Below are 11,694 nucleotides of genomic sequence, written 5' to 3'. Positions count from 1 at the left end.
GGAGCGGCGCCGTCTGGAGCCGCGTCCACCGGAGCCACGTCCGCCGAGGCCGACGGAACGGATGCGTCAGGCACGCTCGGCGCGGTTGCAGCGCTTCCGCCACCGGCGCCGACGAGGACCGGCTCCTCAGCGGGGACAGTCGCGGCCCGCGGCCCCTCGATCGCGGCGACCGTGCGTGGCGTCGGCTTCGGCTCGGCTGCAGCCCGCCGCTGCTCGCGACGTTCCCGGAACCCCTCGACGAGGTTGTAGAGGGTGGGGAGCACGACGAGCGTCAGGACGGTCGAGGAGACGAGCCCGCCGATGACGACGATCGCGAGCGGCTGCGAGATGAAGCCACCGTGTCCGGTGATGCCGAGTGCCATCGGGGTGAGGGCGAAGATCGTCGCGAGCGCCGTCATGAGGATCGGGCGGAGTCGGCGTGCGGCACCGTGCTCGACGGCCTCGATCACCGTCATGCCGCGTCGCCGGTACTGGTTCACGAGGTCGACCAGCACGATCGCGTTCGTCACGACGATACCGATGAGCATCAGCACGCCGATGAGGGACGGGACGCCGAGCGGCACGCCGGTGATGATCTGGAGCCCGATCGCGCCGGTCGCGGCGAACGGCACCGACACGAGCAGCAGGAGCGGTTGCCGCAGCGAACGGAACGTCGCGACCATGATGACGTAGACGATGAGGATCGCGGCGAGGAGCGCGAGGCCCAGCTGTCCGAACGCGTCGCTCTGCGATGCCGTGACACCTCCGAGGGTCGCCGTGGTGCCGGCGGGCAGCTTGACGTCGTCGATGGCCGTCTGCACCTCGGCGCTGGCGGTACCGAGGTTGTCGCTGCCCGGAGTCGCGCTGATCGTGGCCGAGCGAAGCCCCTTGACGGTCGAGATCGTCGCGGGTCCGTCGACCTGGGAGACCGTCGCGAGGGTGTCGAGGCGTCTCGGGCCGGTGGCGGTCGGGACCTCCGTCGCCGCGAGGGCGTCGACGGTGGTCGGCGGGTCCTGGGCGTCGACGTAGATGGTGAGCGTAGTGTCGTCGATGACGATGGATCCCACCGTCGTCGGCTGCATGAGCTGCGAGACGTACGCACCGAGCGCGACCTCGCTGAACCCTGCTGCGGCGGCGGCGTCGCGGTCGACGGCCACCTGGACGTAGGGCCGCGATTCGCTGAGGTTGCTCGTGACCTGGTCGATGCCGTCGAGGCCGGTGACGGCCTGCTGGATCGCGTCGGCGGCCTTCGCGAGATCGCTCTGCCGTGCGGAGGTGATGTCGATCTCGATGTCGCTCGACCCGCCGAAGCCCGCGGACGCGGCGACCTCGATCTCGCCGACGTCGTCGAGCCCGGACAGGTCCTTGCGGACCGTCTTCTGGAGTGCCGTCTGGTCGGCGTCTTCGCTCGTCGTGATCGAGTAGGTGATGGCTCCGCCACCGCCGCCCGAGAACGCGTCGCGCAACGAGCTTCCGCTCGACCCGATCGAGAGCTGGACGGTGTCGATGCCGTCGATGTCGCGCAGCTTTGTCTCGACCTGCTTCGCCGCCGCGTCCTGGGCGTCGAGGCTCGTGCCGACCGGCAGGGTCTGCGTGACCGTGAGGGTGTTCTGGCCGGAGTCGCCGAGGAAGTTGGTCTTCATGAACGGCGTCAGCGCGAAGGTGCCGACGAGCACGAGCACCGAGAGCAGCAGGGTGGTGACCGAGTGCTTGAGGGTCCAGTGGATGATCGGGAGGTAGGCCTTCTGGAGCCGTGACGGCTTCTCGAGGTCGTCTTCGTCCTGCACGCTGACCCGGCGCTCGCGTCGGCTCCGGACCGGTCCGCTCGTCGCGTCGGAGGGCGCTTCCTCCGCGGCGGCTGCGGCTGCGAGGCGCTGGGCCTTCGGGGCGCGGAGGAACCAGTAGGCGAGCACGGGCACGATGGTGAGCGCGACGAGGAGCGACGCGAGCAGCGCGATCGTGACGGTGAGGGCGAAGGGTCGGAAGAGTTCTCCGGTGACGTCGCCGACGAACGCGATGGGCAGGAACACGGCCACCGTGGTGATGGTCGAGGCGGTGATCGCGCCCGCGACCTCCTGGACGGCGCTCAGGATCGACCCGGCGCGCTGTGCACCCGTGCGGTTGTCGCCGAACGAGAGGTGTCGCTTGATGTTCTCGATGACCACGATCGAGTCGTCGACCACGCGCCCGATGGCGATCGTCAGCGCGCCCAGCGTGAGGATGTTGAGCGAGTACTCGGCGACCTGGAGGCCGATGAAGGTGATGAGCACGGACGTCGGGATGGAGATCGCCGTCACGAGCGTGGCCCGGACGTCGAGGAGGAACACGAGGATGATCAGCACCGCGAAGACGAGGCCGAGCAGGCCTTCCGTCGTCAGGGCCTCGATGGACTGCTCGATGTAGGGCGCCTGATCGAAGACGACGGTGAGCTTGGCGTCGGACCCGATGGTGCGCTCCAGCGCAGGAAGGATGTCGCGCACACCCTGCGAGACCTCGACGGTGTTCGCCGCGGGCAGCTTCGTGACGGCGATGGTGAGCGCCGGCTCGCCGTCGACGCGCGAGATCGACGTGATCGGGTCGTCGCTCAGGGCGACCGTCGCGACGTCGCCGATGGTCAGGACGGAGCCGTCGGCGGCGAGGGCGCCCGTGATCGGCAGTGCGGCGATGTCGTCGACCGAGGTGAGCTTCGTGCCCGTCTGCACGGAGAACGTCTTGTCGCCTTCGGTGATGTCGCCCGCAGGCTGCAGGGAGCCGTTCTGCTGCAGCGTCGTCCCGATGACCCGGCTGGTCTGCCCCGCGAGGGCCAGTTTGGCGTCGTCGGGGGTGATCGTGACCCGCTTGCCCACCTCACCGACGATCGCCGCGTCGCGGACGCCGTCGACGTCCTTGATGTCGGGGACCACGGAGCTCGAGAGCACCTCGGCCAGGGAGTCCTGATCGGCTGCACCGGACACGGCGATCTGGATGACCGGGAGGTCGTCGATGCTGCCGCTGACCACCTGCGGGTCGACGGTGTCGGGCAGGGTCGACTTGATGCGGTTGATCGCCTGGGTGATCTTCTGCTCGGCGGTGGCGAGGTCCGTGCCGTAGGTGAAGGTCGCGCTGATGAGGCTCGAGTTCGTGCTCGACGTCGCCGAGGTGGACTCGATACCGGGCACGCCCTGGATCGCGGTCTCGATCGGGGTCGAGACGTCGTCGTTGACGACCTCGGGTGCCGCACCCGGGTAGCTCGTGATGATCGCGAGCTGCGGGAACTGGACCGACGGGATGAGCTCCTGCTTGAGGCCGCCCACCGCCAGGACGCCGAACACGGCTGCCACGATGGTGACGAGCGCGATCAACGCGCGGTTCTTCATGCTGAGGACGGAGAGCAGGTGCACGGAGCCGCTTTCGGTTGTTGCGAGAGGTGCGGACGCTGTAATTATGTCACCGCACACCCGTCCGACGGCGGTCTCGCGCGGAGGCTGGACACGGCACGCACAAGCACTGCGTGTGGAGCGGTGTCACGCTCGTCGGCGACGAGGTCAGACGACGTCTTCGAGGTAGTCCAGGGCCGGCACGTGCCCGAACATCGCGGAGTGCCACGTCTGCGTCAGCAGCTCGACCGCCTGCTCCGTCTGGGCCCACGGATAGCTGATCGGGATGCGCAGGTAGCGCTCGAACGCACCGTCGATGCCGAACCGTGGTCCCGCGACGATCACGAGCCCGTGACTCCGCGCCGCGAGCGAGAGCTGCGATGACGCGGCTTCGCCGAGGTTCACCCAGGTGGCGATCCCACCGTCGACCCGCGGCACGGTCCACTCGGGGAGGCGGTCGGCCAGGAGGTCGACGAGCCGGTCGCGGGTCTCGCCGAGTGCGACACCGCGCCGGGCGACGATGCCGTCCATCGCCGGCATCAACTGTTGGACGGTCAGCTGGTCGAGGATCGGCGTGCCGAGGTCGCCCAGCGAGCGTGCCGAGACGAGCTTCCTGATCGTGCCGCGCTCCGCCCGGATCCACCCGATGCGGAGCCCGCCCCAGATCGTCTTGCCCACCGAACCGATCGTGATGATCGACGCCGGCGCACCCTCGAGAGCAGCGAACGGCGTGCCGTCGAGCCCCTGGTCCGTCGGCCGGTCGATGTCGAGTTCCGCCGTGGTCTCGTCGATCACGAGCACCGTCCCGTGCCGCTCGGCGGCTGCGGCGACCCGTCGGCGGGTCTCGAGCGGCATCGACGCCCCGGTCGGGTTGTGGAAGTCCGGCATGAGGTACGCCATCGCGGGGCTCGTGCGCTCGAACCACTGCTCGAGTTCGCGGACGTCCCAGCCGGTCTCCGAGGAGACGGTCGCCGCGCCGAGCCTGGCTCCGGCCGCCCGGAGCGCCTCGTAGGCGTGGGGATAGCTCGGCATCTCGACGAGGACGCGGTCACCTCGGCTGAGCAGGGTGCGCGCGATGAGGGCGATCGCGTGCTGAGCCCCCACGGTCACCATGATCTCGTCGGGGTCGGTGGGCAGCCCGCGCGCGGTGTAGCGGTCGGCGATGGCCTGCCGCAGCTCGGGCATGCCGACGAGGTCGTAGTCGAAGTCGTGCATGTACCGCGGCAGTTCTGCGGCGGCGGTGGCCACGGCGTCGATGATCTCGGGGCACGGCGGGACGGCCGCCTTGCTGAAGTCGAGGAACCCGCCCTGTGGCACGGGAGCCAGCGCAGTGGGCGCCGACGGTAGGAGGGTGACACTGCCCGAACCGCGGATGCTGCGGAGGTAGCCGGCCTCGCGCAGTTCGCGGTACGCCGCGGTGACCGTGGTGCGGCTCAGCGCGAGCCGATCGGCCAGTTCCCGCTCGGCCGGCAGACGGGTGCCGACCGGGATGCGTCCGTCGAGGACGAGGAGTCGGATGCGGTCGGCGAGACCGCGGTATGCGGGCGCAGCGGTCTTCCACTGCCCGAGCAGGGCGGCGAGCGATCGGGCACTCAGGGTGATGGAAGCCATTGAACCACGATACCCAGATTGGCCTCTAGCGCCAAAGCCAATCGTGCAATTGGATTGTCCACCATGACCCGTCGTGTGCTCCAACTCCTCATCGGCCTCTTCCTGTACGGCATCGCCATCGCGATGATCGTGCGCGGTGCGGTCGGCGTCGCCCCGTGGGACGTCCTCACCCAGGGACTCAACCTGCGGACCGGCCTGAGCTTCGGACTCATCACGATCATCGTCGGCGGGCTCGTGCTCCTCGCCTGGATCCCGCTCAAGCAGCGGCCGGGTGTCGGCACCGTCCTGAACGTCCTCCTCGTGGGGCCCTCGGCCGACATCGGGCTGGCGTTCATCCCCGCGGACCTCGACCTGTGGGCGCGCATCCTGCTGTTCGCCGGCGGACTGCTCCTCCTCGGCGTCGCCTCGGGCCTCTACATCGGCGGCAACTTCGGCCCCGGCCCGCGGGACGGCCTCATGACCGGCATCCACCGCGTCACCGGGTGGCCGATCTGGGTCGGGCGCACGGGTGTGGAGCTCGTGGTCCTCGGCATCGGATGGCTGCTCGGCGGGAACGTCGGCATCGGAACGGTGGTCTTCGCCGTGCTCATCGGCCCGATCTGCGGCTACACGATCCCGTTGTTCCGGATCGCTCCGCGGACGGAACACTCGACCACCGCCGTGGACGAGGCTGTGCTCGAGGGCGACACCCCGCCCTCGAAGCCGATCGTCGACTCCCCGGCCAACTGAGCACCCTTCGACAGGCTCAGGGTCCGGGAGCGACAGGCTGAGGGACCGGGTTCTCCGGTCCCTGAGCCTGTCGAAGGGCCTGCTGCTCAGCGCTTCGCCACCGCGACCGCGCCCGTGTGGTCGTCGACGCTCATCGTCGCCTCGTCGAACCGCGAGCGACCCGAGAGGACCTCGCCGACCTGCACCCGGTCGACCTCCTTCACCCACGTGCCGATGATGATCGTGGCGACCGCGTTGCCGGTGAAGTTCGTGAGCGCACGCGCCTCCGACATGAAGCGGTCGATGCCGACGATGAGGCCGACCCCGTCGACGAGGTCGGGTCGGTTGGCCTGCAGCCCGCCGGCGAGGGTCGCGAGACCAGCGCCGGTGACGCCCGCGGCGCCCTTCGACGCGATGATCATGAACACGAGGAGCGAGATCTGCTCCCCGAGGTTCATCGGGACACCCATGACGTCGGCGATGAAGATCGACGCCATGGTGAGGTAGATCGCGGTGCCGTCGAGGTTGAAGGAGTAGCCCGTCGGGACGGTGATGCCGACGACCGGCTTGGAGACACCGAGGTGCTCCATCTTCGCGATGAGTCGCGGCAGCGCAGCCTCGGAGGAGGAGGTGCCGACGATGAGGAGGTACTCACGGCCGAGGTACTTCATGAGCTTGAAGATGTTGAAGCCCGTCGCGAGGCGCAGCACGCCGCCGAGCACGACGACGATGAACAACGCGCAGGTGATGTAGAACGCGATCATGAGCGTGGCGAGCCCGACGAGCGCGCTCGCGCCGGCGGACCCGGTCACGGCGGCGATCGCACCGAAGGCACCGATGGGCGCGATCCACATGATCATCGCGAGCACCCGGAACACGAGCGCCTGGATGAGCTTGATGCCGCGCAGGATCGGTTCACCCGTCGTCCCCATCTTCTGCAGGCCGAAGCCGACGAGCAGGGCGACGAAGAGGACCTGCAGGATGTTGCCGCCGGTCAGCGAGGACACGAGCGTCGTGGGGATGATGCCGAGGATGAACTCGGTCGTGCTCTTGGCCTCCCCCTCCACCTGGTAGCTCGTCTCGGCGAGGTTCAAGCCGGCGCCCGGTTGGATGAGGTTGCCGACGACGAGGCCGATCGCGAGGGCGAAGGTCGACATCACGATGAAGTACAGCAGCGCGAGCCCGCCGACCTTGCCGACGGTCGCGGCCTTCGCGATCGACCCGACGCCGATCACGATGGTGCAGAAGATGACCGGGGCGATCATCATCTTGATCAGCGCCACGAAGGCGTCACCGATGGGTTTGAGCCCCTTCGCGAACTCCGGGGCGGCGAGTCCGACGACGATGCCGGCGAGCACCGCGAGGATCACCGCGAGGTAGAGGTAGTGGGTCTTGTCCAGCCGTTTCAGGGAGGAGAGCGTCATTGCCATTCCGGATCCGTTTCGTCGGCCGCGTCAGTGCGGCAGCGGGTGGTCGATCGACCCATGCTGCGACCACGCCGGCGGATCGACCGGGTTGTGGTCGTAGTGACCGCTTGTGGTCGTACTGGTCGCGGTCGGCGACGCCTGTGACCGTCGTCACCCCCGATACTTGAGGGGTCGACGCGACGGAGCAGACGGAGGTGACGCGATGGCCGGTCGGTCCAGGAGCATCGCCTCGCGGCTCTTCCTCGTGCAGCTCGTCGCGGTCGTCGCGATGACGCTCGTCGCCGGAGTCCTGCTGTGGTTCCAGGCCCGCACCGAGACCGAGGACCGCGCGGTCGCGAAGTGCCTCGACGTCGCGAACGGCGTCGCGGACAACCCCTACGTCGTCGCGCAGCTCGGCTCGGATCGCCCGTCCGACGCGCTCCAGCCCTACGCCGAGGCACTCATGCGCGACACCGGTGTCGACTTCGTGACGATCATGGCTCCGGATCGCACCCGGTACACGCACCGCGAGCGCGACCAGATCGGCAAGCCGTTCATCGGCACGATCGGACCGGCGCTCGAGGGACGGACCTTCACCGAGACGTACACGGGCACGCTCGGCCCCTCCGTCCGCGCCGTCGCACCCATCCGTGACGACGCCGGCGAGGTCGTCGCCCTCGTCGCCGCAGGCGTCACGGTCAGCAACGTGTCCGAGACCTTCGAGACCCGGGTGCCGTGGTTGCTCGGAACGGCTCTGCTCGTGCTCGTCATCGGCGCGATCGGCTCCTGGACGCTCCGCCGCTACCTCGCACGGGTCACCGGGTCGCGCGGACCGGAGGACCTCGCCAGGATGTTCGACTACTACGAGTCGGTGCTCCACTCGGTGCGGGAGGGGCTCGTCCTCGTGGACCGCCACCGCCGTCTCGTGCTCGTCAACGACCAGGCGTCCGAACTGCTCGGGCTGCCCCTCGGCGAGCGTTCCCCGGGAGCGGCGCCGGTCGACGAGCTGCCGATCGACGCCGGCCTGCGCGAGCTCCTCGCGAGCGGACGCCAGGCCGTGGACGAGATCCACCTCACACGCGACCACGTGCTCGTCGTGAACCAGGAGTCGGCGGTCGGTCCGGGCGAGACGGCAGGCCCGCACCCGCGTGGGTGGGTGATGACGCTGCGCGACCACACCGAGATCGAACACCTGAGCGGCGAGCTGGCGTCGATGCGCACGATGAGCGACGCCCTGCGCTCGCAGACCCACGAGTTCGCGAACCGGCTGCACACGATCGTCTCGCTCATCGAGCTCGACCGGCGGGAGGAGGCGCTCGACCTCGCGGCGCAGGGACTCGGAGCGAGTCAGCGGTTGACCGACCGCGTGCTCGCGGCGGAACAGGAGCCGGTGATCTCGGCGCTGCTGCTCGGCAAGACGGCGCAGGCGGCCGAGCAGGGGGTCGAGCTGCACCTCGAGAGCGACCCCGCGCTCGGACGCGTGCGCGTCGACCCGGCCGTGATCGTCACCATCCTCGGCAACCTCATCGACAACGCGATCGACGCGGCGTCCGGCGATCGCCCCTGGGTGGAGGTCTACCTCGGGCAGGGGCTGCCGGACGACCTCGGCGCCGGGCGGTCCGACGACGCCGAGACGACGGAGCTCGTGATCCAGGTGACCGACAGCGGACTGGGCCTGCCCCCGGAGGCGCTCGACCTCGCGTTCGTACGCGGCTGGTCGACGAAGGAGCCCGGCCGATACGGCCGGGGGTTCGGTCTCGCGCTGGTCCAGCAGGCGGTGACACGACTCGGCGGCACGATCGAGGTCGTCCGTGAGCCGTCCTCGGCGTTCGTCGTGACGCTGCCGGCCGCGGTCGGCGTCCGGGACGAGGCAGGCACATGAGCGAGCGCATCCGGGTCCTGGTCGTCGAGGACGAACCGATCACCCAGCAGGCCCATGCGTCCTACCTGCGCCGCGTCGAGGGCTTCGAACTCGCCGCCGTGGCGGGCGATGCGGCCACCGCGATGCAGGCGCTGCGGGCAGCTGCGGCCCACCGCTCCCCCGACGACCGGATCGACCTCGTCCTGCTCGACCTCAACCTGCCGGACGCGCACGGTCTCGAGCTCTGCCGACGCATCCGGACGGCGGGTATCGACGTCGACGTCATCGCCATCACCGCGGCCCGTGATCTCCGGATCGTCCGAGCGGCGGTCTCGGCGGGCATCGTCCAGTACCTCATCAAACCGTTCGCGTTCCCCGCGTTCGCCGACAAGCTGGAGGCGTATCGCTCCTTCCGGCACACGATGTCGGCGGAGGGCTCGGTCGCGAGCCAGCACGAGGTGGACCTCACCCTCGCCACGCTGCGAGCGCCGTCCTCCCGCCCGCAGTTGGCGAAGGGACTCTCGGAGGACACCCTGCGTCTGGTCTCGGACCTCCTCCGGCAGGCGTCCGGTCCGCTCTCCGCGAGCGAGGCGGCAGCCGCCGGGTCCCTGTCACGGGTGACGGCCAGGCGCTACCTCGAGTACCTCGCCGAGACGGGCGCCGTCGAGCGCTCACCGCGCTATGGCACCCCGGGGCGCCCGGAGCTCGAGTACCGCTGGCGCTGATCGGATGTCGGTCTCCACCCCACGCGGTCCTGAGCCGACGCGCCCGATCCCCGAGCAACCCCACGCGGTCCCTGAGCTTGTCGAAGGGTCAGCTCGGGTTCACGACGGCGTAGATCTGGTTCCAGTTCGCGAAGCCGGTGACCGGGTCGTCCGAGCCGTTCAGCATGATGTCCTCGTCCACGGAGTTCGTCTCGCCGGTCGACGGATCGTAGATCTCGTAGTCGCCGTCGTGGAAGCCGATGATGAGCACGTAGTGCTGCGGGATGGTGTTGTCGCTCGGGCCGACGAGAAGCGGGACGGGCGTCCCGTCGTTCGCCGCCGCCGCGGCCTCGGTGAGTGCCGCGCCTCGGCCCGAGTCACCACCCAGGGCGTTGGTCCAGTCGATGTGGTAGTCGGTACCGGTGCGGTCGGATTCGGTGACCGCGCCGCCGGGTGCGGTGCCCGCGACGTTCGGGTAGTCGATCGGGCCGGGGAACAGGTCGTTCGCACGGTCCTGGACGGCCTGCTGCAGGAACGTCATCCGATCCTCGGTGTCCAGACCGGCCGCGTCGGCGAGGTCGAGTCCCCGGAGGTAGTCGGGCACGTGGCCGTCGAGGAACTCGCCGGTCTGCAGCCAGTAGGCGAGGAACGGGTCCGACTGGGCGGCGAGGGTGATGAGCGTCGTCGATCCGCAGGTCTTGTTGTTGTACTGGTCGAAGGTCTCGCCGTTCACCGTGGCGTCCCCGTTGTCGCCGACGCCGAGGTTCGTGAGCTCGTCGATCATGCGCTGGCGTTCGCCGGGCGGAGCGTTCTTGATCGCGTCGGCGAGGGCGAGCACGGAGGAACTGCCGGCGCCGGTGGCGATCGCACTCATGAGGAGGGCGCTGACGGCAGGGTCGCCGGACTCTTCCATCGCCGCGAGGATGCGTTCGCGTTCGTCGTCGCTCATCGCGTTCCAGTTCTGGACGTAGTTCGCCCATTCCGTCTCGGAGAGGACCGAACTGTCGGGGTCACCGTTCGGGAACTGCGTCCGCGAGACGAGGACGTCCAGCCGCGTCTGGCCCACGGGCACCTCGACGCCGGCGAGCACGGCGTAGCCTTCGGCGTCCGACAGTGCCCGCTGCAGCGCCTCACCGGCCGCCCATGCGTCGTCGTAGGCGTCGTGGCAGACGGACACGCCGTCGAGGATCTGGCCGGCCCCGCGGATGAGGTCCGAGAGCACACCGGCGACCTCTCCGGCTCCGGTGATCGGGTTGGTCATCGCCCATGGGTTCACGGAGATGTTCCCGATGGTCCGCTGACCGTCGCGGATGGTGTCCGCACCCGGATGGTGGGCGGCGCGGGCCGCGGTGATGGCGTCCGCGTAGTCGCGGAGACCGCTGGCACCGGTCCGGAGACCCTCGATCTCGCTGCCGACGAGGGTGTTGACGGACGCCAGGACCTGCGTCGCGCTCGCGCCGGTCACCCCGACGAGTGCGTCGGGCAGGCTCGACGCGGTGACGGTGTAGAGCGTGGTCTGGATCGCCTCCGCGGCGAGCACCGCGTTCTCGTACTGCTCCGCGAGCCCGTCGATGGTGGCCGGGTCACCCGGCGGTGGGGTGTCCGCGAACGTGGAGGATCTGGGGATGAGCCCGACTGCGCGATCAACGAACGAACCGATCGAGGTGATGAAGCTCAACGGGTCGCCGCTCAGCGAGCCGATGAAGGTGGCGAGCACGTCGATCTCGGCTGAGCTCTTGGTGCGGAGGTCGGAGAGGTTCATGGTCGGTCCCCGGTCCCGGCGGTGCGCGTGGTCGTGGCGAGTCCGGAGAGGAGCTGCCGGACGACGGTCTGCAGCCTGGCGACCGCGCGCAGTTCGGCGGCCGTCTCTGCGCTGTCGGCTCCTCGGCGACGCGCGTCGATGAGGGCGTCGAGCAGCACAGCCCCGCCTGCTCGTCCGTCAGCATGCCGGCGCCGAGGCCGATGACGGCGTCGAGACCGGCCGTGCGGACCACACTCGCGACCTGCTCGGTGACGCCGGCGGGGACGCCGGCTCCTCGGAGTTCCGCGGCCAGCGACGCGACCCGCGC

At 69.6% G+C, this 11,694-nt stretch carries 8 protein-coding genes; 3 read left to right on the top strand and 5 right to left on the bottom strand.

Annotated features, from left to right (window positions below; translation table 11 throughout):
• Together IFT89_RS18025 and yczR are read right to left on the bottom strand one after the other, a co-directional pair.
• Positions 1-3,359: efflux RND transporter permease subunit (locus IFT89_RS18025; RefSeq protein WP_202939643.1), on the bottom strand; the 3,359-nt coding region annotated here is incomplete at its 3' end.
• 144 nt (positions 3,360-3,503) lie between these two features.
• The gene (gene yczR / locus IFT89_RS18020; RefSeq protein WP_121291631.1) at positions 3,504-4,946 is read right to left on the bottom strand and encodes a MocR-like transcription factor YczR; all 1,443 of its coding nucleotides are present in this window, start codon (positions 4,944-4,946) and stop codon (positions 3,504-3,506) included.
• Between the two features lie 63 nt (positions 4,947-5,009).
• On the opposite strand from yczR, the gene yczE reads away from it, so the two are divergent.
• Positions 5,010-5,675 (top strand): membrane protein YczE, encoded by a 666-nt coding sequence (gene yczE, locus IFT89_RS18015; RefSeq protein WP_064294226.1) that lies wholly within the window; start codon positions 5,010-5,012, stop codon positions 5,673-5,675.
• Between the two features lie 86 nt (positions 5,676-5,761).
• Here the strand turns inward: yczE and IFT89_RS18010 are convergent, their stop codons facing one another.
• A complete protein-coding gene (locus IFT89_RS18010) occupies positions 5,762-7,084 on the bottom strand; it encodes a cation:dicarboxylate symporter family transporter (RefSeq protein ID WP_202939642.1) in 1,323 nt (440 codons plus the stop codon).
• A gap of 199 nt (positions 7,085-7,283) precedes the next feature.
• Here IFT89_RS18010 and IFT89_RS18005 point away from each other — a divergent pair, with 199 nt between their 5' ends.
• Together IFT89_RS18005 and IFT89_RS18000 are read left to right on the top strand one after the other, a co-directional pair.
• Positions 7,284-8,942, top strand: a complete 1,659-nt coding sequence (locus IFT89_RS18005; protein ID WP_202939641.1) for an ATP-binding protein — start codon at positions 7,284-7,286, stop codon at positions 8,940-8,942.
• Positions 8,939-9,646: a response regulator gene (locus IFT89_RS18000; RefSeq protein WP_202939640.1), complete on the top strand. Its 708-nt coding sequence runs from the start codon at positions 8,939-8,941 to the stop codon at positions 9,644-9,646. Before IFT89_RS18005 ends, IFT89_RS18000 begins: the two co-directional genes overlap by 4 nt.
• An 88-nt stretch (positions 9,647-9,734) precedes the next feature.
• Here the strand turns inward: IFT89_RS18000 and IFT89_RS17995 are convergent, their stop codons facing one another.
• Both IFT89_RS17995 and IFT89_RS17990 read right to left on the bottom strand, forming a co-directional pair.
• The gene (locus IFT89_RS17995) at positions 9,735-11,387 is read right to left on the bottom strand and encodes a hypothetical protein (protein WP_202939639.1); all 1,653 of its coding nucleotides are present in this window, start codon (positions 11,385-11,387) and stop codon (positions 9,735-9,737) included.
• Positions 11,384-11,545, bottom strand: coding sequence for a hypothetical protein (locus IFT89_RS17990; protein WP_202939638.1), 162 nt, complete (start codon positions 11,543-11,545; stop codon positions 11,384-11,386). The genes IFT89_RS17995 and IFT89_RS17990 overlap by 4 nt, the downstream gene beginning before the upstream one ends.
• Between the last annotated feature and the right edge of the window lie 149 nt (positions 11,546-11,694).

The sequence above is a fragment of the Plantibacter sp. CFBP 13570 genome (assembly GCF_014841395.1).
Lineage (GTDB): Bacteria > Actinomycetota > Actinomycetes > Actinomycetales > Microbacteriaceae > Plantibacter > Plantibacter auratus.
Note: the sequence above shows the minus strand (reverse complement) of the source record. Positions and strands in the feature narration are given on the sequence as shown.

Bases quoted from the DNA above. Each gene is read 5' to 3' on its own strand.
- IFT89_RS18000 (WP_202939640.1), top strand. From the start codon at position 8,939: ATGAGCGAGCGCATCCGGGTCCTGGTCGTCGAGGACGAACCGATCACC.
- IFT89_RS18005 (WP_202939641.1), top strand. From the start codon at position 7,284: ATGGCCGGTCGGTCCAGGAGCATCGCCTCGCGGCTCTTCCTCGTGCAG.
- yczR (WP_121291631.1), bottom strand. From the start codon at position 4,946: ATGGCTTCCATCACCCTGAGTGCCCGATCGCTCGCCGCCCTGCTCGGG.
- IFT89_RS17995 (WP_202939639.1), bottom strand. From the start codon at position 11,387: ATGAACCTCTCCGACCTCCGCACCAAGAGCTCAGCCGAGATCGACGTG.
- yczE (WP_064294226.1), top strand. From the start codon at position 5,010: ATGACCCGTCGTGTGCTCCAACTCCTCATCGGCCTCTTCCTGTACGGC.
- IFT89_RS18010 (WP_202939642.1), bottom strand. From the start codon at position 7,084: ATGGCAATGACGCTCTCCTCCCTGAAACGGCTGGACAAGACCCACTAC.